The organism is Pseudoalteromonas sp. P80D2 (assembly GCF_036680945.1).
Classification (GTDB): Bacteria; Pseudomonadota; Gammaproteobacteria; order Enterobacterales; family Alteromonadaceae; genus Pseudoalteromonas; species Pseudoalteromonas shioyasakiensis.
This window is the reverse complement of the sequence record NZ_JAZDAR010000050.1, coordinates 36,901-63,776: the sequence shown is the minus strand read 5'-3', so window position 1 is coordinate 63,776 and position 26,876 is coordinate 36,901. Positions and strand designations below refer to the sequence as shown.

General features: G+C 41.5%; 22 protein-coding genes. 17 read left to right on the top strand and 5 right to left on the bottom strand.

What is annotated here, in order from left to right:
- Positions 1-2 precede the first annotated feature (2 nt).
- The 3 genes from ppx to VRK28_RS15010 all read right to left on the bottom strand — a co-directional run bounded on the left by ppx (position 3) and on the right by VRK28_RS15010 (position 4,231).
- Complete coding sequence (gene ppx / locus VRK28_RS15020; protein ID WP_332394100.1) at positions 3-1,490, bottom strand: exopolyphosphatase; 1,488 nt, start codon at positions 1,488-1,490, stop codon at positions 3-5.
- Complete coding sequence (ppk1, locus tag VRK28_RS15015; protein WP_332394099.1) at positions 1,483-3,564, bottom strand: polyphosphate kinase 1; 2,082 nt, start codon at positions 3,562-3,564, stop codon at positions 1,483-1,485. The genes ppx and ppk1 overlap by 8 nt, the downstream gene beginning before the upstream one ends.
- Before the next feature lie 160 nt (positions 3,565-3,724).
- The gene (locus VRK28_RS15010) at positions 3,725-4,231 is read right to left on the bottom strand and encodes a glycine cleavage system protein R (protein WP_054563525.1); all 507 of its coding nucleotides are present in this window, start codon (positions 4,229-4,231) and stop codon (positions 3,725-3,727) included.
- A gap of 348 nt (positions 4,232-4,579) precedes the next feature.
- On the opposite strand from VRK28_RS15010, the gene VRK28_RS15005 reads away from it, so the two are divergent.
- The 10 genes from VRK28_RS15005 (at position 4,580) to VRK28_RS14960 (ending at position 15,400) form a co-directional block, all read left to right on the top strand.
- The gene (locus VRK28_RS15005; RefSeq protein ID WP_269408439.1) at positions 4,580-6,814 is read left to right on the top strand and encodes an ABC transporter permease subunit; all 2,235 of its coding nucleotides are present in this window, start codon (positions 4,580-4,582) and stop codon (positions 6,812-6,814) included.
- Positions 6,815-6,829: 15 nt separating this feature from the next.
- Complete coding sequence (pstA, locus tag VRK28_RS15000; RefSeq protein ID WP_130167225.1) at positions 6,830-8,479, top strand: phosphate ABC transporter permease PstA; 1,650 nt, start codon at positions 6,830-6,832, stop codon at positions 8,477-8,479.
- Positions 8,480-8,505: 26 nt separating this feature from the next.
- On the top strand, positions 8,506-9,333 hold the full coding sequence (gene pstB, locus VRK28_RS14995) for a phosphate ABC transporter ATP-binding protein PstB (protein ID WP_062566615.1): 828 nt from the start codon (positions 8,506-8,508) through the stop codon (positions 9,331-9,333).
- 47 nt (positions 9,334-9,380) lie between these two features.
- Entirely contained in the window at positions 9,381-10,082 is a 702-nt protein-coding gene (gene phoU / locus VRK28_RS14990) for a phosphate signaling complex protein PhoU (RefSeq protein ID WP_054563528.1), read from the top strand.
- Positions 10,083-10,232: 150 nt separating this feature from the next.
- Complete coding sequence (locus VRK28_RS14985; RefSeq protein ID WP_054552477.1) at positions 10,233-10,910, top strand: TIGR00153 family protein; 678 nt, start codon at positions 10,233-10,235, stop codon at positions 10,908-10,910.
- Positions 10,911-10,953: 43 nt separating this feature from the next.
- Positions 10,954-12,222 carry an inorganic phosphate transporter gene (locus tag VRK28_RS14980; protein ID WP_054563530.1) on the top strand — a complete coding sequence of 423 codons (1,269 nt, stop codon included), beginning with the start codon at positions 10,954-10,956 and terminating at the stop codon, positions 12,220-12,222.
- A 76-nt stretch (positions 12,223-12,298) separates the two neighbouring features.
- Entirely contained in the window at positions 12,299-13,228 is a 930-nt protein-coding gene (locus VRK28_RS14975; protein ID WP_063528173.1) for a hydrogen peroxide-inducible genes activator, read from the top strand.
- Positions 13,229-13,355: 127 nt separating this feature from the next.
- On the top strand, positions 13,356-13,898 hold the full coding sequence (locus VRK28_RS14970) for an RNA polymerase sigma factor (protein ID WP_063528174.1): 543 nt from the start codon (positions 13,356-13,358) through the stop codon (positions 13,896-13,898).
- A complete protein-coding gene (locus tag VRK28_RS14965) occupies positions 13,891-14,490 on the top strand; it encodes a hypothetical protein (protein WP_062566612.1) in 600 nt (199 codons plus the stop codon). The genes VRK28_RS14970 and VRK28_RS14965 overlap by 8 nt, the downstream gene beginning before the upstream one ends.
- Before the next feature lies 1 nt (position 14,491).
- Positions 14,492-15,400 (top strand): hypothetical protein, encoded by a 909-nt coding sequence (locus VRK28_RS14960; RefSeq protein ID WP_063528176.1) that lies wholly within the window; start codon positions 14,492-14,494, stop codon positions 15,398-15,400.
- 21 nt (positions 15,401-15,421) lie between these two features.
- Here the strand turns inward: VRK28_RS14960 and VRK28_RS14955 are convergent, their stop codons facing one another.
- Both VRK28_RS14955 and VRK28_RS14950 read right to left on the bottom strand, forming a co-directional pair.
- Entirely contained in the window at positions 15,422-15,625 is a 204-nt protein-coding gene (locus VRK28_RS14955; protein ID WP_054563535.1) for a hypothetical protein, read from the bottom strand.
- Between the two features lie 233 nt (positions 15,626-15,858).
- A complete protein-coding gene (locus VRK28_RS14950) occupies positions 15,859-18,369 on the bottom strand; it encodes a two-component system response regulator (protein ID WP_332394098.1) in 2,511 nt (836 codons plus the stop codon).
- 214 nt (positions 18,370-18,583) lie between these two features.
- On the opposite strand from VRK28_RS14950, the gene queA reads away from it, so the two are divergent.
- From queA to VRK28_RS14915, 7 genes are all read left to right on the top strand, one after another.
- Positions 18,584-19,615 (top strand): tRNA preQ1(34) S-adenosylmethionine ribosyltransferase-isomerase QueA, encoded by a 1,032-nt coding sequence (gene queA, locus VRK28_RS14945; RefSeq protein WP_063528499.1) that lies wholly within the window; start codon positions 18,584-18,586, stop codon positions 19,613-19,615.
- Positions 19,616-20,025: 410 nt separating this feature from the next.
- Positions 20,026-21,153, top strand: a complete 1,128-nt coding sequence (gene tgt, locus VRK28_RS14940) for a tRNA guanosine(34) transglycosylase Tgt (RefSeq protein WP_058583935.1) — start codon at positions 20,026-20,028, stop codon at positions 21,151-21,153.
- 29 nt (positions 21,154-21,182) lie between these two features.
- Positions 21,183-21,521, top strand: coding sequence for a preprotein translocase subunit YajC (yajC, locus tag VRK28_RS14935; protein ID WP_036973302.1), 339 nt, complete (start codon positions 21,183-21,185; stop codon positions 21,519-21,521).
- 22 nt (positions 21,522-21,543) lie between these two features.
- Positions 21,544-23,403 (top strand): protein translocase subunit SecD, encoded by a 1,860-nt coding sequence (secD, locus tag VRK28_RS14930; RefSeq protein WP_063528500.1) that lies wholly within the window; start codon positions 21,544-21,546, stop codon positions 23,401-23,403.
- Between the two features lie 8 nt (positions 23,404-23,411).
- Positions 23,412-24,359, top strand: coding sequence for a protein translocase subunit SecF (gene secF / locus VRK28_RS14925; RefSeq protein ID WP_063528501.1), 948 nt, complete (start codon positions 23,412-23,414; stop codon positions 24,357-24,359).
- Between the two features lie 56 nt (positions 24,360-24,415).
- Positions 24,416-24,967 carry a hypothetical protein gene (locus VRK28_RS14920; protein WP_063528502.1) on the top strand — a complete coding sequence of 184 codons (552 nt, stop codon included), beginning with the start codon at positions 24,416-24,418 and terminating at the stop codon, positions 24,965-24,967.
- 87 nt (positions 24,968-25,054) lie between these two features.
- Positions 25,055-26,845: a GGDEF domain-containing protein gene (locus VRK28_RS14915; protein ID WP_063528503.1), complete on the top strand. Its 1,791-nt coding sequence runs from the start codon at positions 25,055-25,057 to the stop codon at positions 26,843-26,845.
- Positions 26,846-26,876 lie beyond the last annotated feature (31 nt).

Here is a 26,876-nt window from a genome sequence, read left to right as displayed (position 1 = left end):
CTTTAATGAAAATCGAGTAAGAAGCCGACTTTTTTAAGGTATTTTTGCTCTTGCTGTAAGTCAGCTAAAAGCAAGGTATGTTCTTTAAGCCACTTATTGTGAAACTTTAAGAACATACTATTTTGCTTGGCTGTTACCTCAAGCTTAAAGCCTTGATCGGTAATACGCTTTTGGTTCAACAATACAGCTAAGCGCAAAATCACGATAAGCTGCAATATTTCATAATGCTGCATGGTATGTAGTGCAGGAAACTCTTCTAAACGAATTTTTTTACGATAAAAACGGATCATGCAACTAAGCAAGGTTTGTTGTTGCTGCGTAAAGCCAGGCAACTGACTATTCGCAACGATATACGCACTGTGCTTATGTATCCCTGATGAATTAACCCCTAAGCCAATTTCATGCAGCTGCGCGGCCCAATCCAGCAAGTTGATGTAGTCAGGATCGGTAAGTTGCCATGCCTCTTTTACTTGTTCAAACAGCCACTTTGCAGTTGTCGAGACGCGGTTAGCATGCTCTTTATCTATGGCGTTACGCTCAGATAGGTTCGCTATGGTATTAGTGCGAATATCTTTGTGGGCGAGCTTTTGTTGCATTTCATGTAGCAGGCCTTCACGAAGTGAAAAGTCGCTGTATTGCAACGCTTCGATTTTAAACAGCCTAAATACCGCAATTAAAATAGCTAAACCACCACATATACTCACTTGCCGCTCAGGTGTAAGACCTTCAATTTGTAGCGCTTTTATTTGTTTAGCTGCAATAAACTGAGTTTTTAGTTCTAATAATCGCTCTAATGTAATCAGCTCTTGCTCGGCATCGTTAGCATTGATCATGGCAAGGATAGATTTAATAGTGCCTGATGTTCCCACCACTGATTGCCAGCCAGCCGATAAGTAATTGGCAAAAATCACTTCGAGCTCTTGCTCTGCACGAACTTCAGCTTTGGCAAAGCGCTTAGCACTGATTTGTCCATCTGCAAAAAATTGCTTGGTGTAACTAACACAGCCCATATTGCGGCTAGTAAGTAATTTATGTTTAAAGTGTTTGCCAATGATGAGTTCGGTACTGCCGCCGCCGATATCAATGACTAAGCGGTTTTCATCGTGATGAATGTAATGGGCAACACCTTGGTAAATTAAGCGCGCTTCCTCTTGCCCCGATATTACTTCGATTGGGTAAGGAAACACTTTACTTGCTTGGGTTAAGAACGAATGAATATTTTTAGCGCGGCGTAATGTGTAAGTGGCGGCCACTTTGACATTCTCAAGGGGGAAGTCCTGCAAGGTAGTAGCAAACTGCTTAAGAATCGCCAGCGCGCGTTCGATTGCTTCTTGGCTTAAATGATTTTTATCATCTAAACCGTCAGCTAAATAAACGCGCTGTTTTTCTTTGTGTAAGATTTGCAAAGAGCCATCGACCTCTCTTGCCACCACTAAATGAAAACTGTTTGAGCCTAAATCAACGGCAGCAATTGAGGGATAATCATTCATTATTATAGTTACTTTCCCATTTCTTAAGGTGGTCATAAATGGCAATTTGCGAGCGAATTTTCTTACGATTGCCGCGGCGCACATAGCTGTTTTTTTGTTCGCTATCGATTATGCGTGCTTTTGTTCTATCTTTAAACTGTAGCTCAAGAATATCAATAATAAGCTGTTTTAATTTTTCATCATAAATCGGTGCGGCTACTTCAACACGGTGATCAAGATTTCGGGTCATCCAGTCTGCCGATGAAATATACACTTTTTCGTCGCCATTATTATGAAACACCATCACCCGAGGGTGCTCTAAAAAGCGGTCAACAATGCTAATAATGCGAATATTTTCGTTAACGGCAGAGGGCACTAACGAACACATGCCACGCACAATAATACGAATTTTCACACCGCGTCTTGCGGCAAAGTAGAGGTGATCAACCAGCTCTTTATCAACAAGGTTGTTTATTTTGAGCGTAATTCTACCAGCCTTACCATGTTCTACATTTGTTATTTCAGCATCAATTAGCGACATAATAGTTTGTCGTGCGTTGACTGGCGAAATCATCAAATGATCAAATTGAAATGGTTTATAGCTGCTTTCGATAAACTTAAACACACTATCGCACTCTTCACTAATGCCCTCAAACTTGGTGAATAAGCTAAAGTCAGTGTAGATTTTGGCGGTTTTTTCGTGGAAGTTACCCGTGCCTATATGGGCATATTTCACTATGTTGTTCTTTTCTTTACGGTGAATAACGCATAACTTACTGTGAACTTTCAACGCAGGAATACCAAAGATCACTTTAACACCGGCATTGCTTAGGATTTTTGCCCATTCAATATTGTTTTGTTCATCAAAACGCGCTTTCAGCTCAACCATAACGGTTACGTGTTTGCCATTTTTTGCTGCATTAATAAGCGTAGAGACAAGTCGAGACTGACTCGCAACGCGATAAATATTGACCTTAATTTGGGTTACATCTGGGTCAAATGCTGCTTGACGTACAAATTCAAGTAAATGATTAAAGGTGTGATAAGGGTAATACAGTAAAATATCTTGTTCTGAAATGGCATCAAACACACTTGAGTGATTGTTAAAAGCCGTGCTTTGTAATGCCGGTAGTGGTTTGTTTTCTAAATACTGACGGCCAACATTCGGAAACGCAATAAAGTCGCGGAAATTACGATAGCGACCGCCGGGGATCAACGCATCATGTTGGCTTATATTAAGGCGCTTTTTCATCACTTTAAGCATTTCAGCTGGCATGCTCTCGTCATAAACAAGGCGCACAGGCTCTGCAGAAATACGTTGTTTTAGACCTTTTGACATTTTATCGAGCAAGCCTTCTTCAAGCTCGTCATCTAAATTGTATTCGGCATCACGGGTTAATTTGATGGCATAACATTGAATATCATCAAAGCTAAAAAAGCTGCTAAACACATCGCGAATAAAGTAGGCGATGATATCATCAAGCATCACAATGGTTTTGTGACGGCGCGTTTTCTCTGGTGGTAAAATAACAAAACGAGATACGCGGTCGGTTGGCACTTCCATCATGGCATAATGACTTTTTTGGTTGGTCATCTCGACAAACAAATAGGTCATGGTGTCGTTGATTTGATCTGAGTAGTCTTTCTTTTCAGAGAGTAAAATCGGCAATATGTGTTGCAGCACATTGTCGTGGAAGAATTTTTTCAGCCAACTCAAGTGAAATTCAGATAGCTCCTCAGGTAACTCAACGTGAATATTGTGCTCGTTTAAGTCATTTAAAATGTCTTTATGAATTTGGTTAAACTTTTTACCAAGCTGCAGCACTTTACTTTGGATCTGATGAAGTAATATTTCGTCTTCTTCAAAGTTCGCATCAGGAATTTTATTAAGTAATATGCGGCGCTTTACATCAGCAACACGAACACGGAAAAACTCATCCATGTTGTTTGAGTAAATACCTAAAAAGCGCATGCGCTCAATAATCGGGTTCGATTTATCTTTGGCTTCTTGCAGCACGCGTTCATTAAAAGACAGCCAACTTAGCTCTTTGGCAAAGTAATTAACGGCTTGAGAAGAAGAATGTGATGCGTTCATCTGGTTTTCCAACGTTTATAGCTAGTTAGAATATAGAGGATGCAGATGACGTTTATATGACGTATTTATCACTTTTATGACATACATGTCAGTTATGTGACATGTATGTCATTAATTTTAAAGCTTAGTTTAAGTTTAAATATCCCTATAAACTTGCTTGTTATGCGTCCTCAATATCAACAATTAAGTCTGTGGTAATAGACTCGAGTGCCGTGATTACTTCGTCCTTGTTCATGCCTATTGGCAAAGCGACGGTGGCAACAGCACTAAAAATTGGCACACCCCAGTTAGGTGCACTTTGTTGTTTTGAATTTAGGTGAGTGATATTCGCCCCTTTGTGACGAATAACGCTGGCAAGCTCTTGCACAATGCCAGGTCTGTCGTTGCCAGTAATGACAAAATTGATTTGTTCAGATTTTTCTTCTGAAAGTGTTTCGGCGCCGCGTTCAATTCTGATTTCTAAATACGGCAAACTATGCAATGCGTCTTGCAGCTCTTGCAGGTGCTCTTCAGGTACTGCTGCCTCAATGATCCCTGCAAAGTGACCTGCAAGGTGGCTCAAATTACTGCTTAACCAGTTACCATGATGGTTTAAAATTGTGGCTGAAAGGTCTTCAACTAGGCCGGGTTTATCTGGCCCCAAAATAGTAATTACTAACTGCTTCATACTTATATCTCTATAAAAATGCCTCTGAAAAATGCAATAAAAGGAAGGAGGCGTTGGTTAAAAATGATTCTTATTGTCGAAAAAAACAAGTCATCTTGAGTATTGATGCAGTTTTATTGTTTGTCCAATTTTTTCCATATAGTTATAAAAAATTAGTTATAACAGTTTGTTAGCTTGTCAATTTGGTCGTTATAAATACGCAGAGCAATGTCGCAATTTGGTCATTTTTTAACTTTAAAATACGTACCTGAAATACTCGCTTTATTACACTGAATTATGACGTTTGTAACATTACTGTCATCTTGGTGAAATATAATGCGCGCAACGTTAAGATTTAAGGGTGTTTTGATGACTTCCAATCCGAATAAACCTACCTTTCATACGGATAGAAGCCGTCTATTTAAAGACAGGTTTGCCAAGTGGGGTATTTCCGCAGGTGGCGTAATGGTGCTAGTAGCACTGCTACTTATATTCTTTTACCTTCTTTATGTTGTTCAACCTATTTTTGAGTCAGCAAAAGTAGATACACGTAACAGTGTAAAACTACAAAATGCGTCAGAAGTTGTGGGTCTTGGCATTGAAGAACAAACAGAAATTGCCTTTTTACTTGGTGAAAAAGGTAATGTGGACTTTTATAATGTTGAAAAAGAGCAGTTTGGTAAAAAGATCACCACTCTTAATACAGAATTACCAAGCGATGTAAGCAGCTTTGCAAGCTCTGCACCGTTTCAGGGCCAATACGCATACGGCCTAGAAAATGGCTCTGTGGTTGTGGTTGCGCCAAAATTCCTAGTGACATTCCCGAACAATCAACGCCAATTAACACCACGTTTAGATTATCCGCTGGGTGATATGGCGCTTGAAGTTGATGAGCAAGGTGCGGCAATCACTAAATTTGCATTTAGCCACTACGAAGATAAAACAGCTGTTGTTGCTTTAACGGCTGACAAGCGCGTTATATTCAGCAGCTTTGTGGGTGAAGAAAACATGTTCACCGGCGAAGTAGAGTGGGTTGTTGAGCGTACTGAGCTTGATATCGAAGGTCGTGTTGATGAGCTATTAATCTCACCAGATACAACACGTACATTCGTGCGTTCAGCAAATCAAATTTACGTATATGATACCCGTTACCCTTCTGAAGTTGAGCAAATCCAACTGCTTGCAGCTAACGAAGAAAACGCGAACCTAGTTTCAACTCAGCTATTAGCTGGTGCCAACTCACTGATGCTTGCTAACGATAATGGCGAAGTATCACAGTGGTTTGAAGTAAACACTGAAAATGGCCGTGAGTTCCAAAAGATTCGTGCATTTGAAACCAGCAAGCAATCGAAACTAAACATTTTTACAGAGTTCTATCGTCGTACCTTCTTCACAGCAGGTGCTAACGGTGAGCTAGGTATTTATTACACAACCAGTGATGCAAAACTGTGGCAAGGTAAAGTAAGCGACGGTCCAATTCAAAACTTTGCAATTGCACCTCGTTCAAATGCGGCACTTATTCTTGCTGATGACGCGCTAAAAGTAATTGAAATTCATAACGAGCACCCAGAAGTAACTTGGTCTGCCTTGTGGCAAGAAGTATGGTACGAAGGTTACCCAGAGCCGGGCTACATTTGGCAGTCAACGTCTGCAAGTGATGACTTTGAATCTAAGTTCTCATTAGTGCCAATTTCATTCGGTACGATTAAAGCGGCAATGTACGCAATGTTATTTGCGGTACCCATTGCGCTTTCAGCGGCAATTTACACGGCGTACTTTATGTCGAGTGAATTACGTAAAGTGGTTAAGCCGACTGTAGAAATCATGGAAGCATTACCAACGGTAATCCTAGGTTTCTTAGCGGGTCTTTGGTTAGCACCATTAATTGAAGAGCATTTACCTGCGATTATTGGATTATTGGTGTTGCTACCAATCGCTATTTTATTAACGGCTTTTGGCTGGAACAAGCTACCGGCGTCAATTCGTCACCGTATTCCTGAAGGTTCGCACTCAATTTTACTTATTCCAGTGGTTATTTTCATTGGTTGGTTATCGTTTGCGATGAGTAACTCAATTGAGCTTTGGATGTTTGACGGCAATGTGCGTCAGTACTTAACCAATGAACTGGGTATGACGTTTGACCAACGTAACTCACTAGTTGTTGGTATTGCGATGGGCTTTGCTGTTATCCCGACTATCTTCTCAATTGCTGAAGATGCGGTATTCAGTGTTCCTAAGCACTTATCAAACGGTTCATTAGCACTAGGTGCAACGCAATGGCAAACATTGGTTCGCGTAGTATTACTAACAGCAAGCCCAGGTATCTTCTCAGCAGTAATGATGGGTCTAGGCCGTGCTGTAGGTGAAACAATGATTGTACTAATGGCAACAGGTAATACACCTATTATGGACTGGAGTATTTTCCAGGGTATGAGAACACTTGCAGCGAATATCGCGGTAGAAATGCCTGAGTCTGAGGTAGGTAGCTCGCATTATCGCATTCTATTCTTAGCAGCATTTGTATTATTCATATTCACATTCATTTTCAACACAGTGGCTGAGTTTGTTCGACAGCAACTGCGTGATAAATACAGTTCAATGTAGGTGGAGAGACACGACATGGTAAAGCAGTGGTTTAAGTCTGGTTCTCCTTGGATTTGGATGACCGGCGGTGCGGTAAGCATCAGTTTAATCTCGGTTCTTGGCTTACTAGCCATGATTGCTTGGAAAGGTTTAAGCTTTTTCTGGCCATCAGAAGTAGTGCAATTTGAGCTGCAAGGCTCAGTTGAAAAACAAACTGTTATCGGTGAAATTTATGACCGTGAACTAGTTGCAAAATCACGTATTGAGGCGACGGGCGTTGATTTATCTCATTACGATAAAGAGCAACTAGAGCGTTTATTGATTAAAACAGGTAACCGTGAGTACGTAGCTCTAGATTTCCGTTGGGTACTAGAGACAGACATCACATCGCGTACTGCGCCAGCTGAGCTTGCTGTATTCGAGCGTAGTAAAAACGGTAACTTCTACGGTTATGTAGAACAGGTTATTAAAGACGGTGAAGTTATCACTGATAACAAAATCGACGTGCTTTATGATCTTGTAGACCGTGCTGTTGACCTGAATGACCAAGCGTTAGACTTACAAAATGGTGATATTGGTCATATTAACTATGAACTTGAGCGTTTACGCTTAAGAGAAAAGGCATACCAGCTTGATAACGAACTAACCGATGAGCGTGTTGCTGAGCTTGCACAAGCGCGTGCTGAGCTACGTGCTGAGTACACAGTGTTAGAAAAGCAGTTATTTGCGCTTCGTAAACAAGCAAAGCGTGACCAAGTAACAGTAAGAGACATGCGTGGTGAAGTGGTTACTTTACCTCTGTATCAAGTTCTTGATGTGTGGTTCCCTAATGACATGGGCTTCTTTGCTAAGCTTGGTCATTACTTTGTACAACTTGGTAAGTTTGTAGCAGATGACCCACGTGAAGCAAACACTGAAGGCGGTGTATTCCCAGCGATTTTCGGTACCGTGTTCATGGTATTACTAATGGCAGTGATTGTGACGCCGTTTGGTGTGGTTGCAGCGATTTACTTACATGAATACGCGGCAAAAAATGCCGTGACTAAGATGATCCGTATCGCGGTAATCAACCTTGCGGGTGTACCATCGATTGTATACGGTGTATTTGGTCTAGGTTTCTTTGTATACATGCTCGGTGGCAGCATTGACCAATTGTTCTACCCAGAGTCATCGCCAAGCCCAGTATTTGGTACGCCTGGTGTGATTTGGTCTGCATTAACGCTAGCAATTTTAACGCTGCCTGTTGTTATTGTTTCGACTGAAGAAGGTTTATCGCGTATTCCAAGTACGGTTCGTCATGGTTCATTAGCACTTGGCGCAACAAAAGCAGAAACGCTATGGCGTATCATCATTCCGATGGCAAGCCCAGCGATTATGACAGGTTTAATCTTAGCGGTTGCACGTGCAGCCGGTGAAGTAGCACCACTAATGCTTGTTGGTGTTGTTAAGATGGCGCCAACACTGCCACTTGACGGTAACTTCCCATACATACATTTAGATAGAAAATTTATGCACTTAGGTTTCCACATTTACGATGTTGGTTTCCAAAGCCCTAACGTAGAAGCGGCACGTCCGCTGGTATATGCCACGGCATTCTTACTGGTATCAGTAATTATCGCCCTGAATATCACCGCGATTGGTATTCGTAACCACTTACGCGAAAAGTTTAGAGCTCTTGAGCATTAATACAGAATTTTTATAGGTAGACAGAGATGATTACAGTTGCACCACAAGTAAACCAAGCGAAAAGCGCGGCAAAGCTAGATTTAGATAACCTAACTGCAGAACAAACAGCGTTAGAGATTAAAGACTTAGATCTATACTACGGTGATAAACAAGCGCTTAGCGGCGTAAATATGAACATCCCAAAAGGTCAGGTAACAGCATTTATCGGTCCATCGGGTTGTGGTAAATCAACACTTTTACGTTGTATCAACCGTATGAACGACCTTGTTGATAGCTGTCGTATCGATGGTGAGATCTTACTACATGGTCACAATATCTATGATAAGAATGTAGATGTTGCTGCACTACGAAGAAATGTCGGGATGGTATTCCAACGTCCTAATCCATTTCCAAAATCAATCTACGAAAATGTCGTTTATGGCCTACGCTTACAAGGTATTAAAGAAAAGCGTAAACTAGACGAAGTGGTTGAACAATCTTTACGTGGCGCGGCGTTATGGGATGAAGTTAAAGACCGTTTACACGATAGTGCATTTGGCCTATCGGGTGGTCAGCAACAGCGTCTTGTTATTGCTCGCTCAATTGCTATCGAGCCTGAAGTACTACTTCTGGATGAGCCTACATCGGCACTAGATCCAATTTCTACTTTAGTTATCGAAGAGCTAATTAACGACTTAAAGAATAAGTTTACCGTGGTAATCGTTACTCACAACATGCAACAGGCTGCTCGTGTATCAGACCAAACTGCGTTTATGTACATGGGTGAGTTGATTGAGTATTCAGATACCAATACGTTATTTACAACACCAAGCAAAAAGAAAACAGAAGACTACATTACAGGTCGTTACGGTTAGTCAATAAAGTCACTTGGTACCGTAAACGAAATTTATAGAGGTAGACAATGGAACATAATATCAATAAACACATTTCGGGCCGCTTTAATGAAGAGCTTGAAAATGTGCGTAACCATGTATTAAACATGGGTGGTTTAGTTGAGCAACAACTAAACAGTGCACTGGATGCTGTTAGTAATGGTGATGCCGATCTTGCACAAAAAGTTCGTGAAAACGACTACAAAGTAAATGCAATGGAAGTGAACATCGACGAAGAATGTACACGCATTATCGCTCGCCGTCAGCCGGCAGCGAGTGACTTACGTCTTGTAATTGCTATTGCAAAAACAATTGCCGATTTAGAGCGTATTGGTGATGAAGCTGAGCGTATTGCTAAAGTTGCGCTGGACTCATTCACAAAAGATCAGCAAGACCTACTGGTGAACATTGAAAACATGGGTCGCCAAGTATCGAAAATGCTTCATGATGTACTTGATGCATTTGCACGTATGGATGTGCAATGTGCGTTTGAAGTACATAAAGAAGACGCCAAAGTTGACCGCGAATACGAAGCAATTACCCGTCAAATCATGACATATATGATGGAAGATCCACGCTCAATCCCGAAAATTATGGATTTAGTGTGGTCAGTTCGTTCATTAGAGCGTATTGGCGACCGTTGCCAGAATATTGCTGAATACATCATCTATTTTGTTAACGGCAAAGATATTCGTCATACATCTCAAGAAGATATCGAAAAGTCGCTGTAAATTTAACCGCAACTTTTCATTATTAAAACGAGCGGCCTTTGGCCGCTTTGTCTATTATTGGTGATGTAAGGCAGAAAAAGCGTTCACAATCGAACACAATGCTGTAAAATTCGCAGCTGCCAAAGCATACTAATTTATAAAGGGTCAGTTATGCCTACAAATGCATTTTTAGGGGTTTTTGCTAAATCACCTATTAAGCCTATGGAAGATCACATTAAGAAAGTACATCAAGCAAGTAAAGCATTGATCCCTTTCTTTAATCACGTGTTTAAAGAAGAATGGCAAGAAGCGGAAGAAATCCGTCTAAACATTCGTAATTTAGAGCGTGAAGCTGATGAAATGAAACGTAACATCCGCCTTCAACTACCTCGTGGCTTATTTATGCCAGTTGAGCGTACCGATTTGCTAGAGCTTGTTACTCAACAAGACAAAATTGCTAACAAAGCAAAAGATATCGCAGGTCGTGTAGTTGGTCGTGAGATGATCATACCTACCGAAATCCAAACAGATTTCCTTGCTTATGTAACTCGTTGTGTTGATGCGACTAAACAAGCGTCAAAAGCAATCAATGAGCTAGATGAGCTGCTTGAAACGGGCTTCAAAGGTCGCGAAGTGACTTTAGTTGAAAAAATGCTCGTTGAATTGGACGCTATTGAACAAGACACGGATGACATGCAGATCAAAATTCGCCGTCAATTGCGCGCCATCGAAAATGAACTTAACCCTGTTGACGTGATGTTCTTATACAAGATCATTGAGTGGGTAGGCGAGCTTGCAGATATTGCAGAGCGCGTAGGTTCTCGTCTTGAGCTGATGTTAGCTCGTTAATTAAAAATCAGTTCAAACACGAAAAAAATTAAAGGTTCACACAATGGATATCATTGCAAATTACGGCACGTTATTGGTTTTAACTGCCGCCGCAGTCGGTTTCTTCATGGCTTATGGTATTGGTGCAAATGACGTTGCCAATGCGATGGGTACATCAGTAGGCTCAAAAGCACTTACAATTAAACAAGCAATCATCATCGCGATGGTGTTTGAATTCGCTGGCGCATACCTTGCCGGTGGTGAGGTTACATCTACAATCCGTAAAGGGATTATCGATGCCACGCCGTTTATGGACATACCTGAGTTAATGATACTAGGTATGATTGCCGCGTTATTCGCTGCAGGTAGCTGGTTATTAATTGCCTCTTTCTTAGGCTGGCCAGTATCTACGACTCACTCAATCATCGGTGCCATCATTGGTTTCGCATTAGTTGCAGTAGGTAGCGAAGCAATCCAATGGAACAAGGTAATGGGTATCGTAGGTAGCTGGATTGTTACCCCTGCTATCTCTGGTTTTATTGCTTACTTGATTTTCATGAGTGCGCAAAAGCTAATTTTTGACACTGATGCACCACTTAAAAATGCTAAGCGTTTTGTACCTATCTATATGGGTCTAGCGGGCTTCATCATGTCGCTTGTAACAATCAAGAAAGGCTTAAAGCACATTGGTATCAACTTAGGTGCTGTTGAAGGCTATGCCCTTTCTATCGCGATTGCTGTTGTAGTTGCTATCATCGGTAAGATTGCGATTGCTCGCCTTAAAATTGACCCTAAAGCTGACAAAGCAATGCAATTCAACAACGTTGAGAAAGTGTTCGCAGTACTAATGGTACTAACGGCATGTTGTATGGCTTTCGCACACGGTTCAAATGACGTTGCTAACGCAATCGGTCCACTAGCTGCTGTTGTAAACATTGTTGAGCACAACGGTGAAATCGCTAAGAAAGCGGCTATCGCATGGTGGATTTTACCACTAGGTGGTTTAGGTATTGTTGCTGGTCTTGCTATTTTAGGTAAGAAAGTAATTAAAACAATCGGTGAAGGTATCACGCACTTAACACCAAGCCGTGGTTTTGCTGCTGAGCTTGCTGCTGCTTCTACAGTTGTTATCGCATCAGGTACTGGTTTACCTATTTCTACTACGCAAACACTTGTAGGTGCGGTTTTAGGTGTAGGTATGGCACGCGGTATTGCAGCACTTAACATGGGTGTTGTAAGAAACATTGTAGTTTCTTGGGTAATTACATTGCCAGTTGGCGCAGCCCTTGCTATTGTTATTTTCTATGTACTGAGAACTGCCTTCGGGGTATAAAAAGTACTAAAAGACTTTTAGCTTGAAAAGATCTCAATGCCTTAGGTATTGGGGTCTTTTTATTTGCAGGTAGAGAATGAATAACTTACCAAGTATTAAACAACTACAGTATTTATTAGCAGTCCACCAACATCAACACTTTGGCCGCGCAGCAAGCGCCTGTTTTATCGGTCAATCAACCTTAAGTAGTGCAATTCAAAACTTAGAAGAAACTTTAGGTTGCCAGCTTATAGAGCGTGAAAACCGCAGCTTAATGTTTACCGCAATTGGTGAAGAGGTTGTCGAAAAAGCACGTAAGATTATTGACGACACCCTTAGCCTTAAAGAGCTGACAAAAAGCTTTTTAACGCCTTTAAGTGGCACACTAACGCTTGGTGTGATCCCGACGATTGCCAGCTTTATTGCTGCGCCTTTATATCATTTCTGCAAACAGACCTTTACCGAGTTAGAGCTAGTCTTGGTTGAAGACACCAGTGACAAGCTACTCGATAAACTTGAGCATGGCCAAATTGATATGGCATTACTTGCTTTACCGTATGACACTGAAAAGTTTCATACCCAAGTACTCGCTAAAGATCAGTTCAGCCTAGTGCACCATAAAGATTACACACCAGCAGATGGCGTGGAAGACTTTAACCTATTACCAGATGCGAGTGTGTTCTTACTAGAGCGTGAGCACTGTATGACAGGCCACGCGTTAAGTGCCTGCCATTTGAATCGCTCAAGCTGTATTAACCCTTTTGAAGCAGCAAGCTTACATACCTTATTAAGTATGGTTGAACACCAGCTTGGTGTTACCTTCTTACCGCAAATGGCTATCAATGCCGGTATTTTAGATAAAAAAGATATGGTTGCTACGCCATCACAAGGCGATGCATACCGAGATATTGGCATTGTGTGGCGTAAAACCACAGGCCGGATCAGAGACTTTAGGCTGTTTAGTCAGCAACTAGAGCTGTTTCTTAATAAGCAGTGTAGCTTAGACGGTCAGTGTGACAACGAATAAAACCTCTAAATAAAACCCCAAATAAAAATATTTGGGGTTTTTTATTATTTAAGCAAACTATTTTTTTCCTTCCCTCGACTAACATAATAACAAAACCATTAAAGGCAGATCAGATGACGAGGCTAGCGTGTTTTTTCAATCACTTGAGACACTAATTGCTAAAGCGCAACAGGGCAATAAACGGGCCTGGTTGAAATTAGTCAAGCAGCACGAAACACAGGTATATAACTATTGCCTAAGGATGTTAAGTCACCCTGATGATGCAATGGATTTAATGCAAGAAGTGTTTATTTCTGTTTATAAAAGCTTGCCGAGTTTTCGTGGTGAATCGAGTTTTAATACTTGGCTCTATCAAATTGTGCACCGGCGTAGTGTTGAATATTACCGCCGCCGTAAGCTGCATCAAGGTTTAGATGGTATACCAGAAGAAAGCTGCGAGCATAGTGAGTTAGAAACCAATCAACTGCAATCTGAGCAGCATCATGAACTCAAAGCAATGATGAACAATTTACCCTGGGAGCAACGCTTGGTGGTGGAGTTAAAGTTTTTTCAGCACTGTACATTTGAAGAAATCGCTGAGCAATTAGGTATTTCGACCAATACAGCTAAATCAAGACTATACAGTGCGCTTGGTAAGTTAAAAGTGCATTTGGAGGCCGTAGATGGCTAATTTAGATTCATTATTTACCGCATGGTTAGAGGGCGAAAGCCTCACTGATGAGCAAATTGCGTTGCTACAAGCCAATGCTGAGTATGCATCAATGATGAACAATGCAATGCAGTGGCAACAGCAAAGTCAACATTATGAAACAGTGCCCGTACCAAATTGGGATCGAGAGTCTACGATGCCGAAAGTGCAAAAACAAAGTCTGTTTTTTGGTGCTGGAATGTGGGCAGTGGCTGCTTCAATAGTATTTTGCGCATGGGTTTTTGTTAGTAATCCACAGCAAGGAAATCAGCAGTTACTTGAGCAAGTGGCCAAGCAAACCAATTTACTAGAGTCACAACAAAAGCAAATTGATCAGTTGCAAAACATCATTACTGCGCAAAACGAAGTGCAGCAACAACAGATGTACCAACTGGCCAAAGAAGCAATAAAAACTGGGCGAGTCGAGCGCCAAGAAGATATTGCCAGCGTACTTGCATATATAAAGACGCAGCGCGCCCAAGACCAAGCGTACTTACGTATGCAGTTAAATGATTTAGCAGAGCAAGTGGATGGCGGACCATTGCCAACCGTTGCCAACAATTTGGAGTATTAAGATGTCAAAATACAAATCAACTACGGCGGCCTTATTGCTTTGCACAGCAGTAAGCTTACCGGCACAAGCAAGTGATGAATTAGATAAAATTCAGCGTGAAGTCGGGATCATGGAAAAAATCCTCTCAGCGGCGTTAAAACAAGATACCGATAACAAGGTAAGAAATGTGTCTTCGAGTTATTTGCAGCATCAAGGTGTGGTGTTTAGCTTTGATGTACGAGGCAGTTCGCGCTGGTCTACAGTGTTTGCCTCTGTACCCGATGCGCCGCTGCCACCTATGCCAGATATCGACTTTGAAGAACTAACTGAAATCGAAGTGTTAGGCGAACATGTGCAAGTGATCAGCGATGCAGTAGTCGTGAAAACGCAAGAAGCCTATCAGCAAGCCATGGAAGTGATGCGCGAAAGCGCAGAGCGAGTACGTGAAGTTGCTGAGCAAGAGCGCGATGTGAGCCGTGAAATCCGTGATCTTGAACGTGAAAAGCGTGACCTTGAATTTGACCGTCGTCACGATAAAGATGCCAAAGAGCAAGAGCTCGAAAAACGTAAACAAGCATTGCAAGCATCGATTAAAGAGCTTGAAAAGCAGCAGCAAAAGTTATCACAAAAGCAGCAACAAATGCGCAAAGAGTTAGCCGAGAAAAAACAAGCTCGTGTAAAAGAGCAAAAGCAACAGCTGGCTTCTTTAGCTAAGCAAGTAGATAAGAGCTTATCACTGACTTTATGTGATTATGGTAGCGGTTTAAGAAACCTGCCTAACGATGAACATGTGAGCTTTATCATCCGTGGTGTTAGCGAAGGTAAAACTGAGCAAGTAAAAGTATTTAAAAAGTCAGACATTAAAAAGTGTGTGGTTGGCGATATAAAAGCCGCGCAATTACTCGAAAAAGCATCAACTTATAGTTTTTAAATTCCCCAACTAAAAAGCAGCCTAAAGTGGCTGCTTTTCATTCATTGAAAATGGTTTTAAATCGGGTAAAAACAACAAGTAAACCCACACGACTAAGTTAAAGTAAGGTACTAAACCTAGCCCTGTAAATGTTTTTACCGGATACCCCTTAAAGGTCGCATTACGGTAACATTGATACGCTATCCCTAGATTCACAATCAGCAACAAAACGATTAGTTGTGTCATCACTTTTCTCCTTTATACCGCCAATAGATGGACTTAACGATGTTAAGTCATACTCAGTATGTTTAATGTAATAAGCAATGTCATGTTTATTATAGATAATCACTATAAAAACACGACATTTTATCTTGCTGTGGATTTAAGTATAGATGAGTATTGTCAGTATGGAAGTTTAAAAACTAAGAAAAAATGTTTAAAAATGTATTAAATTTAGGCTTTTTAAGGCTAGATATTTGTTAGTTAAAAAGATTATTTTCAGATATTTTTTTCAGCTCGTCGCTAATTTTTTCAACCGGTACTGGGCGGGCAATAAAGTAGCCTTGACCATAGTCGATACCAATTTCTTTTAGTGCTAAGAATATTTCTTTGTTTTCAACATATTCAGCAACAGAGCGCTTATCAAGCGAACGGCTAATATCATTAATCGCTTTTACAAGCGCTAAATCGATTGGGTCGTTCAACATGTCGCGAACAAATGAACCATCAATTTTTACGTGTTGAGCCGGTAACTGTTTAAGGTAATTGAAGGTACTAAAGCCAGTACCAAAGTCATCAATAGAGAAGTGACAGCCTAAGCCGTTCAAACGCTCGATCATGGCACGGGTTGCAACTAGGTTGTTAATACTCGCAGACTCGGTGATCTCAAAAATAATGCGTGTTGGTTCAACATTGTATTCTTTTAAGCTCGATTCAATGTGCGGCAGTAAACGTTCATCTAAAAACGACTGTGCTGATAAGTTAATTGCGACTTGGTTAAGCTCTGGGTACTCGGCAACGCTCTTAATAGCATTACGAATAACACATTGGTCCATCAAGAAAGTATCGTTTAGAAGCTCTAAAGCAGGAATAAACTGATTAGGGTAGATGAGTTCATTATCAAGCTTTAAGCGTAATAGCGCTTCAAAGTAGGCGACGTGGCCGCGTTTAAAGTCCCAAATCGGTTGATAGTGCAGTTCGATAGCATCATGTTGTAATGCTTGGCGAATACTATGACCCCATTCAAGACCGGCTTGTAAACTATTGTGATGACTATCTTCTTTTGAATAACAGTGTACTAAGTTACGGCCTAAGCTTTTTGCTACATAAAGGGCGATATCAGCTTGTTTTAAACACTCACTTGGGTCGTTATTTTGCTCGGTGATTTGTGTTAAACCAATTGAACAGCTAATTGAGTACTCTTGACCTTCTGAATGAAAGCGGTGCTTTTCAATCGCCATACAAATACTTTCTGCCACCAAGTGTGCATCGAGTAAGTTAGTATTTTTTAAGATCACGGCAAATTCATCACCACCGATGCGGCACACTAAGTGCTCATCACTAATATTCGCAGTGAATAACTGGGCAACTTCTTTTAAAACGATGTCACCTTGTTGGTGACCTTTACTGTCATTGATGATTTTAAAGTGATCTAAATCGATATAAATCAGCGCGTGCTCTGTATCGTTACTGGTGTATTGTGCTTTACAAATACGTTGTAATTGTTGGTCAAAGTAGTAACGGTTATGGAGCTCTGTGAGCGTATCGTGCAAGGCTAAATGACGAAGTTGTAACTCTGCCTGCTTACGCTCATGAATGTTATCTATGGTGGCGGTAATAGTCGCTGAGTTTTGGCTGTTTTTAATCAGCTGTAAGCGACACTCAACCCAAATGGCATTGCCATTTTTATGTTTTAGCTGGATCTCTACCTGTTGCTGTTGCTCACCACCATGCAGAATACGCTGAATGGTATCTTGTAGCTTTGTTTTACACTCAGGTAAACAAAAGTCAGTTAATGACTTTGCTAAACTAGACTTAATGCCATAGCCTGTTAGGTGCTCCCAGGCAGGGTTAATAAAGCGAATATTACCCTCTTGGTTAAACTCAAGTACCACAGTATTTAGATGTAATAAAATACGTTGGTGGGCAGAAAACAGCTCTTTATAGCGGCTTTGACTTTGGCTTAGTTGCTCTACTTTTTGCGCAAACTCTGCATAGCTCACCATGAAATCTTCACGACGGGCAGCGTGGTCACACACTTTACTTAATAACGAGTGATCGTACGGGGCGCGAATAAAATCAGTAACGCCAGAGAGTAACAACTGCTCAGCATAATCTGCATCATTGTTATCAATGATGGTTACAATCGCTTGCTTTGGGTTGTGTTGTAATATTTCGCTAATTAACCCAGCAGCGGTATCAGAATGAGATTCGGTGGCGTCAATCAATACAATGGCAAATTTTTGCTGCAAATAGGTCGCAAGTGTCGCTTTTGTTGAAGTGGTATGGGTTATCGCGAAGCTAAGTTTTAACTGTTCGCTGATATCTTCTGCTTTACGGTTATCGGTTTCAAGTAGTAATAAATTAAGGCGACTACTTTTTTCAAGGTGAGTTGATAACACGTTGGCTAGCACTTGCGGCAGCATATCTTGGCGTTCAAATGGAAGAACAGCATCAATGCCATAGCTGCGAGCTGTGGTTTCGGCTATACGTTCACAATAGATTGGCGGGGTAAGTAAAATTGGTGTGTTTTTTGGTGTTTTTAATAACCCTGAACGGATCATGCGCGAAAAGCGCCAACCATCAATCTTACCGACCTCAAGGCCTGTAATGATAATATCCACCGGGTGGCTTTTAAGAATTTTAAGCGCATCTTGAGAGTCACTGGCTTCGATAAACGTGAAGACATTAAGCTTGTTTAATGTGGTCTTAATTGTTTCACGCTCAGCAACGCTCGCGTTCAAAATTAGCAGCTTTAACTGCTTTGCCATGGCGCTACTACCTCTTACTTAACCCATGTTTAGTGAATAAGCTAGAATAATGACATTTTGCCTAATCTACAAGCAAACTTTACCCAAAAGCGGTTAATAAGTACTTAAGTTTGTAATCCTTTAAGCTAGTACCAAGTTGACGCAGGGCTTTGCTTGAGGTGGTGGGCGTATCAGAGTAAACTTGGCGCGTTTTTATTAATGAGAGATATGCTCTATGCGCGTAGCTGATTTTAGCTTTGACCTTCCTGATGAATTAATTGCTCGTTTTCCTAAAGCAGATCGAACTAGCAGTCGTTTACTGACGCTTGATGGCCCATCAGGCCAAGTTGAGCATAAAGTATTTAGTGATATTTTATCGCTCGTTAATGAAAATGACCTATTAATTTTCAATAACACCAAAGTGATCCCTGCTCGCATGTTCGGGCAAAAAGAGTCAGGCGGTAAGCTTGAAGTGTTAGTTGAGCGCGTACTCGACGAACACCGTGTGCTTGCGCATGTGCGAGCTAGTAAATCGCCAAAACCAGGCTCAAAAATCATTCTTGAAGGTAAAGCCGAAGCAACCATGGTTGCGCGTCATGGCGAGCTTTTTGAGCTTGAATTTGCCAAAGACGAAAATGTACTCGATATTCTAAACGACATCGGTCACATGCCATTACCACCTTATATTGACCGTCCTGATAACGAGTCAGATCGTGAGCGCTATCAAACTGTATACGGTGAAAAACCAGGTGCAGTTGCAGCGCCAACGGCAGGCCTGCATTTTGATGATAAATTAATGGCAGCCTTAAAAGACAAGGGCATTAACATGGCCTTTGTGACCTTGCACGTAGGTGCAGGTACCTTCCAGCCTGTGCGCGTTGACTCAGTTGATGAGCATGTTATGCATTCAGAGTACATCGAAGTACCAGATGAAGTGGTTAAAGCGGTAGCTGAAACGAAAGCAAAAGGTGGGCGTGTAATTGCTGTAGGTACTACCTCAGTTCGCTCACTTGAGTCAGCTGCTAAAGTGCATGGCGGCAAACTAGATACTTACTTTGGCGATACCGATATCTTTATTTACCCGGGTTATCAGTTCAATGTGGTTGATGCCATGGTGACAAATTTCCACTTACCTGAATCAACGTTAATCATGTTAGTCAGTGCCTTTGCAGGTCAAGAGAACATAATGGGTGCTTACCACACGGCTATTGAGCAGCAGTATCGCTTCTTTAGTTATGGTGATGCGATGTTCTTAACGCGCAAATAACAACAAATAGTTTATACCCAAGCCTCCTCAAGGTGCAGAATTCAGCGTTTCACAGGTGCTTAATATCAAGGCGTTACTTTGCAAGAATGGCAGTCCCTTTTAAGAAGTAACAACGATGAGAGTGAGTGCCTGTGAAGCGCCCAAAGGGTTGGTTTAAAAGCGATTTATACTGCGTTATTGATTTTAATAATAGAACCACTATTACTTGCAATCAATGCCTTGCCTAAATCGCTTTTAATTCCAACTGAAACTCGCATCTTGAGGTGGTTTGGGTATATAGAGCCCAGTTTTTTAACTGGGCTTTTTATTTTCGAATTTAGCCCAATTTATAGTAATAAACCCGCAAACAGGGTAGAATCGAGCGGTTAAATTATAGCTTGTTGGACTGTTTTTCCGACACTGAGGATAATATGAAATTTGAATTAGACCGCACTGACGGTAAAGCGCGCCGCGGCCGCTTGATTTTTGAACGTGGTGTTGTAGAAACACCAGCATTTATGCCTGTAGGTACTTACGGTACTGTTAAAGGTATGACGCCTGACGAAGTGAAAGATACTGGTGCACAAATCTGCCTAGGTAACACTTTCCACTTAATGCTGCGTCCTGGCACAGAAATCATTAAGCAGCACGGTGATTTACACGACTTTATGAATTGGGATCGTCCAATTCTAACTGATTCAGGCGGTTTCCAAGTATTCAGCTTAGGCGCAATGCGTAAAATCACTGAAGAAGGCGTGATGTTCAGTTCACCAGTTAACGGTGAAAAAATCATGCTTTCGCCAGAAAAAGCGATGCAAGTTCAGCGTGATTTAGGCTCTGACATCGTGATGATTTTTGACGAATGTACGCCATACCCTGCGACAGAAAAAGAAGCTAAAGATTCTATGGAGTTATCACTTCGTTGGGCTAAACGCTCAAAAGAAGGTCATGGCGATAACCCAGCTGCGCTGTTTGGTATTATCCAAGGTGGTATGTACCCTGAGCTACGTGCACAATCACAAAAAGGCCTAGAAGAAATTGGCTTTGATGGTTATGCATTAGGTGGTTTATCGGTTGGTGAGCCGAAAAACGAGATGATCAATATTCTTGACCACTGTGCTTACAAAATGCCTGAAGACAAGCCTCGTTACTTAATGGGCGTTGGTAAACCAGAAGACTTAGTTGAAGCGGTTCGCCGTGGTATCGATATGTTTGACTGTGTAATGCCTACGCGTAATGCCCGTAACGGTCATTTATTTGTAACTGGCGGCATTGTTAAAATCCGTAATGCAGTACATAAAACAGACACCGGTCCACTGGATCCTGAGTGTGATTGTCATACGTGTAAAAACTATTCACGTGCATACTTGCATCATCTTGATAAATGTAATGAAATCTTAGGCGCACGTCTAAACACGATTCACAACTTACGTTATTATCAACGCGTGATGGAAGGCTTACGTAATGCCATCAGTAATGGCAAACTAGACGAATTTGTTGCAGATTTTTATGCACGCCGCGGCCAAGAAGTGCCAGAGCTTGCAGATACATCAGATTAAATTTTTAGAAAAATTAAAGAGGAAGTGAAATGAGTTTATTCATCTCAAACGCCCACGCAAGTGCGGCAGGTGCAGCACCAGCAGGTGGTGGCATGGAAATGCTAATCATGTTGGGTATTTTTGGTCTGGTATTTTATTTCTTAATCTACCGTCCACAAGCTAAGCGTGTAAAAGAGCATAAAGCACTAATGAGCGCAATGGCGAAAGGCGACGAAGTACTAACGCAAGGTGGTTTAGTAGGTAAGATTGCTAAAATCGCTGATGACAAAGACTTCATCGTGATTTCATTAAACGACCAAGCAGAAGTAACAGTACAAAAATCAGCTGTTTCTGCAGTATTGCCAAAAGGCACTATGAAGTCGCTATAACAATAAAAATAAGGACTCACACGTGTTAAACAAGTTTCCATTATGGAAGTATTTACTTGTTCTTGTAGTGTTAGTCGTTGGTATTTTATATGCCTCTCCAAATTTGTATGGCCGAGATCCGGCCATACAAGTATCGGGCACTAAAGGTACTGATGCTGACCTCAGCGTACTCGATAAAGTAAATGCGACTCTCAAAGAACATAACGTTACTGTTAAATCAAGCAAACTTGAAGACGGACAAATCCTCGTTCGTTTTAAGAATGTTGAAGACCAACTAAAAGCGCAAGATCTACTGCGTGATTCCCTTAGTGAAGATTATATCTCTGCAATCAATATGGCGCCTGCTCAACCAGAGTGGTTAAAGTCATTGGGTGGTAACCCAATGAAACTAGGCCTAGATTTAAGCGGTGGTGTTCACTTTACTATGGAAATCGACATGGCGACGGCGGTTGATACTCAGCTTGAGCAAATGGAACAAGATTTCAAAAGTGACTTACGTGAAGAAAAATTGCGTTATCGTACTATTCGCCGTGTAGCGAACAGTGAGCGATTACGTGTTGAAATGCGTAACGAAGAAGATAAAGATGCAGCAGAGCGTTTCTTATCAACTCGTTACCCATTAAATGTTTACGTTGATGATAGCAGCAGCGACAATGCTTTTTATGCCAGCATGAGCGAGCAAAAGCTTAAAGAAATTCGTGACTACGCTATCAAACAAAACGAAACGATTATCCGTAACCGTATTAACCAAATCGGTGTTGCAGAGCCTAACGTACAGCGTCAAGGTGCTGAGCGTATCATCGTGCAGCTTCCGGGCGTGCAAGATACAGCGCGTGCTAAAGAGATTCTGGGTGCAACAGCAACCCTAGAGTTCCGAGAAGTTGATGAAAACGCAGATGCAAGTGCAGCCCTGCAAGGCCGTTTACCGCCAGGTACAGAAATGATCATGGCGCGTGAAGGTTACCCTGTGGTACTTAAGCAGCGAATCATTCTTGAAGGTAGCCACATCACTGGCGCGCAATCAGGTATGGATGAGTATCAACGTCCACAAGTTAGCATTACGCTAGACAGCAAAGGTGGCGCAAAAATGAATGCGTTCACTAAGCGTGCTATCGGTAAACGCATGGCAACGGTATTCATTGAATACAAGCCATCAGGTAAAACAGATGAAAACGGAAAAGCACTTCCACCAATTAAAGTTGAAGAAGTGATTAACGTAGCGACGATTCAAGCGCGTCTTGACCGTTCATTCCGTATTACTGGTATCGATAACCCAGCTGAAGCACATAACCTAAGCCTATTACTTCGTGCCGGTGCACTTGTAGCGCCAATTCAAATCGTTGAAGAGCGCACGGTAGGTCCAAGCTTAGGTCAAGAAAACATTGAAGCAGGTATGACAGCGGTTGTGCTTGGTTTTGTGTTTGTTCTTGTATTTATGCTTTTCTATTACAAAGGTTTCGGCATGGTGGCAAATTTGGCACTGGGCGCAAACTTAGTATTAATTGTGGGTGTGATGTCGCTTATTCCTGGTGCAGCGTTAACGCTACCGGGTATTGCTGGTATCGTATTAACCGTCGGTATGGCTGTTGATGCCAACGTACTTATCTTCGAACGTATTCGTGAAGAACTTGCTGATGGCCGTAGTCCACAACAAGCCGTTCACTTTGGTTACGACAGCGCGTTTAGCACAATTTTAGATGCTAACATCACAACACTTATCGCAGCAGTGATCCTATTTGCAGTGGGTACTGGTCCTATTGCTGGTTTCGCAGTAACACTAGCGATTGGTATTATCACCTCTATGTTTACAGCCATTGTTGGTACCCGTGCGGTAATCAACTTATTCATTGGCGGTAAGCGTATTGATAAGTTGTCGATTTAGGAGTCAGCATGCAAATTTTAAAACTCGGTGGTAAAACACTCCCGTTTATGAAGTTAAGAAAGTTTGCCATGACATTATCAACTTTGTTGATTTTGGCTTCTTTCGTGTCGTTTTTTACTAAAGGCTTGAATTTTGGTCTCGACTTCACTGGCGGTACCGCTGTTGAGGTAGGCTTTACACAAGCACCTGATCTTAAAGAAGTACGTGATGCAATCACTGAAAGTGGCTTTGAAGATTTCTCGGTGCAACTGTTTGGCTCAAGTAAAGAAATTTTAGTGCGTCTTGCTCCGCAAGGTCCTGGCGTAAAAGCAGAAGTAATTGGTAACCAAATCATTACGGCATTACAAAAAGTTGAGTCGACAGTAGAAATGCGTCGTATCGAATTTGTTGGCCCAAGTGTTGGTGAAGATCTAAAAGAGCAGGGTGGCCTTGCCATGTTAACTGCACTTATCTGTATCTTAATTTACGTTGCGTTTCGTTTTGAATGGCGTTTTGCGGTAGGTGCTGTATCGGCACTATTACACGACGTTATCATCACATTAGGCTTATTCTCAGTACTTGGCCTAGAGTTTGACTTAACGATTCTTGCGGCTATTTTGGCGGTAATAGGTTACTCACTGAACGATACCATCGTTGTATCTGACCGTATCCGTGAAAACTTCCGTAAAGTGCGTATTGATGACACGATTGAAATTATCGATATCTCATTAACGCAAACGTTAAACCGTACCCTAGTAACATCAATCACCACTATTCTAGTATTGATTGCGTTATTTGGTTGGGGTGGTCAAACGATCCACGGTTTCGCAACGGCATTACTGTTTGGTGTGTTCATCGGTACTTATTCATCTGTTTATGTTGCTTCAGCTGTAGCAATTGCAATGGGTGTAAGTAAAGAAGACTTAATTCCAGAAGTAATTGAAAAAGAAGGTGCGGATCTCGATCCTATGCCTTAATAAGTGATACAAAAAGAAACCGCCCTAATTAGGGCGGTTTTTTTATGGGAGAAATTATGAAACACCTGATGTTTAGCGTGTTTATACTTTTAATGCTTAGTGCTTGTGACGATAAGCCTGAGCCAGAACAGACTGATGTGCAGCAAATACCTGAGGTAACACTTCAGCAGCAGTTCGACAGCTATAAAGGGTTGGCTTGGCAAGTTGTAGAAGCACTACAAAACCAATCAACTGCTCAGCAATTACAAGAGCTGACACTTAAGCTAATTACTTCATCAACAGGTTTGTTCTTAAATCTAAAAGCACAGTTGCCAGAGTGTGAGGCAAGCTTGCAAGCGATGGCAGGCGCTACAGAGTTTCAGCAACAACAAAGTGATGATATAGAGGCGTTGAAGAATGTAATAACAATTAATGTAGAGCCTGAACTACCTGAGTTTGCTGCGCCAAGCTGTTATCACGCACAAAAGTTATTACTTAATCCGCTCGCAGTTTATAAATTTGCGCAACAAGCTGATTTAGCACAGAGTGATTACCAAAAAGCTAAATTAAAAATGACAGATAGTTTTGCCCGCATTAAGCAACTTGAGCTGATCACCGCTATTGAGTAATCTGCACTCGTCATAGCCTTGCCATAAAATTGTCATACAAGGTTGATAATTTACCCACCTATTTGTATTACTAACGCTAGGTGTAAGGTGAACGCACAACTACAGCAGATCTTAGATAACAGTGCAATTGAGACCTTGTTTCAACCTATCTTTGATATTTCTAATCAACATATTTTGGGTTATGAGGCATTAAGCCGCGGCCCGAAAGGGTCTGAGTTAGAAATGCCGAGTGCATTATTCAGTGCAGCTATTGCTTGCCATAAGATCTCTGAATTAGAGCTACTTTGCCGCAGTAGAGCAATTGAGAACTTTGTGAAACTCAATTTACAAGGCAAGCTATTTTTAAATGTAAGCCCTAAAACCTTACTTGACCCTTGCCATCCTAAAGGTGAAACATTACACCTAGTTGAGCACTTTGGCCTAGCAACTAATCGGGTAGTAATTGAAGTTACAGAACAAGAAAAAGTCGATGATGGCTTTTTATTGTTAAAGACCATTGCCCATTATCGTGAGTTAGGCTTTTCGATTGCCATTGATGACTTAGGGGCTGGCTATTCGGGCTTAAAGCAGTGGTCTGAGCTATGCCCTGAGTTTGTAAAAATAGACCGCTACTTTATCGACCACTGCGATCAGAGTGTGGTTAAAAAAGAGTTTTTAAAGTCAATTATAGAGCTTGCAAAAGCCACCAATACGCAAGTTATCGCAGAAGGCATAGAACGGGCAGAAGAGCTTCGTTTACTCGAGAGCTTAGGTGTGCAACATGCACAAGGCTTTTTACTCGAAAGGCCGAGCTTACAGCCAAGTTACGAAATTAATATCCACTGCTTAAAACACTTAGAGTCATCAGACAATAGCAATACTTTTGAGCAGTCTATGGCAATCGGTTGGTTGGCAGTCGAGCACGCCAGCATAGAAGCAACAACCCGCTGTAAAGATGCCCACAGTATCTTTGAGCAAGATAAAACGCTAACTAGTCTTGCCGTATTGGAGCACAATATTCCTGTTGGTTTATTACACCGAGATCAACTCACTGAAGTGTTTGCTGCTCCCTATGGCCATGCACTTTATGATAAGCAACCAGTTACTTCTTTAATGGATAAACAGCCGTTAATCGTTGACGAAAACGAGTTACTCGATACGGTGAGTCAGCAAATTACTGAGTTTGAGTTTGATATTCGACGCCACATTGTTATCACCCGAAGTGGTGAATACTTAGGGTTGGCACCATTACGTAATATCTTAAAACACATTACCGAAGAAAAAATCCGCCATGCACAACATGCCAACCCGCTTACTATGCTGCCGGGTAATGTCGCAATTAACGAAGCAATTGAGCTGAGGCTTCGTAATAATTATCCGTTCTCACTCGCATACGTTGATTTAAACCACTTTAAACAGTTCAATGACTTGTACGGTTATGCTAGTGGTGACAGCGTTATAAAATTACTTGCAGAAGTCATCGTAGAGGCCTGTAGTACTAGCAAAGGGTTTGTCGGGCACATTGGCGGTGATGACTTTATGGTGGTGTTCGATAAAAATGATGCAGAGCAAGTTTGCCATGACATCATTAGTAAGTTTGAGCTGCAGTCTCGGGCCTTTTTCACCCCAGAACATATTGAGCAAGGGGGTTATTGGGCAAGCAATCGAGAAGGTAAAAAGCAGTTTGTGCCACTACTTACATTATCAATCGGTTTAGTTAAGCCTGACTTAGAGCTATGTATTAACAGCCACCAAGTTGCAGCGCTGGCAACAGATGCGAAAAAAGAGGCCAAGCGTTATCAGAGTAGTCATTTGTTTGTATGTAAACGTAGCCGACCAGCCCCCGCAGTGGTGCGTTTAAGCAGCCAAAAAGATGAAGCATTCCCTATTAGTTCATGAAGAAATTTTAAGTTCGCTTAATTTTACTTGT

Coding starts and splice junctions, on each gene's coding strand:
- ppx (WP_332394100.1), bottom strand. CDS start 1,490: ATGAATGATTATCCCTCAATTGCTGCCGTTGATTTAGGCTCAAACAGT.
- ppk1 (WP_332394099.1), bottom strand. CDS start 3,564: ATGAACGCATCACATTCTTCTTCTCAAGCCGTTAATTACTTTGCCAAA.
- VRK28_RS15010 (WP_054563525.1), bottom strand. CDS start 4,231: ATGAAGCAGTTAGTAATTACTATTTTGGGGCCAGATAAACCCGGCCTA.
- VRK28_RS15005 (WP_269408439.1), top strand. CDS start 4,580: ATGACTTCCAATCCGAATAAACCTACCTTTCATACGGATAGAAGCCGT.
- pstA (WP_130167225.1), top strand. CDS start 6,830: ATGGTAAAGCAGTGGTTTAAGTCTGGTTCTCCTTGGATTTGGATGACC.
- pstB (WP_062566615.1), top strand. CDS start 8,506: ATGATTACAGTTGCACCACAAGTAAACCAAGCGAAAAGCGCGGCAAAG.
- phoU (WP_054563528.1), top strand. CDS start 9,381: ATGGAACATAATATCAATAAACACATTTCGGGCCGCTTTAATGAAGAG.
- VRK28_RS14985 (WP_054552477.1), top strand. CDS start 10,233: ATGCCTACAAATGCATTTTTAGGGGTTTTTGCTAAATCACCTATTAAG.
- VRK28_RS14980 (WP_054563530.1), top strand. CDS start 10,954: ATGGATATCATTGCAAATTACGGCACGTTATTGGTTTTAACTGCCGCC.
- VRK28_RS14975 (WP_063528173.1), top strand. CDS start 12,299: ATGAATAACTTACCAAGTATTAAACAACTACAGTATTTATTAGCAGTC.
- VRK28_RS14965 (WP_062566612.1), top strand. CDS start 13,891: ATGGCTAATTTAGATTCATTATTTACCGCATGGTTAGAGGGCGAAAGC.
- VRK28_RS14960 (WP_063528176.1), top strand. CDS start 14,492: ATGTCAAAATACAAATCAACTACGGCGGCCTTATTGCTTTGCACAGCA.
- VRK28_RS14955 (WP_054563535.1), bottom strand. CDS start 15,625: ATGACACAACTAATCGTTTTGTTGCTGATTGTGAATCTAGGGATAGCG.
- VRK28_RS14950 (WP_332394098.1), bottom strand. CDS start 18,369: ATGGCAAAGCAGTTAAAGCTGCTAATTTTGAACGCGAGCGTTGCTGAG.
- queA (WP_063528499.1), top strand. CDS start 18,584: ATGCGCGTAGCTGATTTTAGCTTTGACCTTCCTGATGAATTAATTGCT.
- tgt (WP_058583935.1), top strand. CDS start 20,026: ATGAAATTTGAATTAGACCGCACTGACGGTAAAGCGCGCCGCGGCCGC.
- yajC (WP_036973302.1), top strand. CDS start 21,183: ATGAGTTTATTCATCTCAAACGCCCACGCAAGTGCGGCAGGTGCAGCA.
- secF (WP_063528501.1), top strand. CDS start 23,412: ATGCAAATTTTAAAACTCGGTGGTAAAACACTCCCGTTTATGAAGTTA.
- VRK28_RS14920 (WP_063528502.1), top strand. CDS start 24,416: ATGAAACACCTGATGTTTAGCGTGTTTATACTTTTAATGCTTAGTGCT.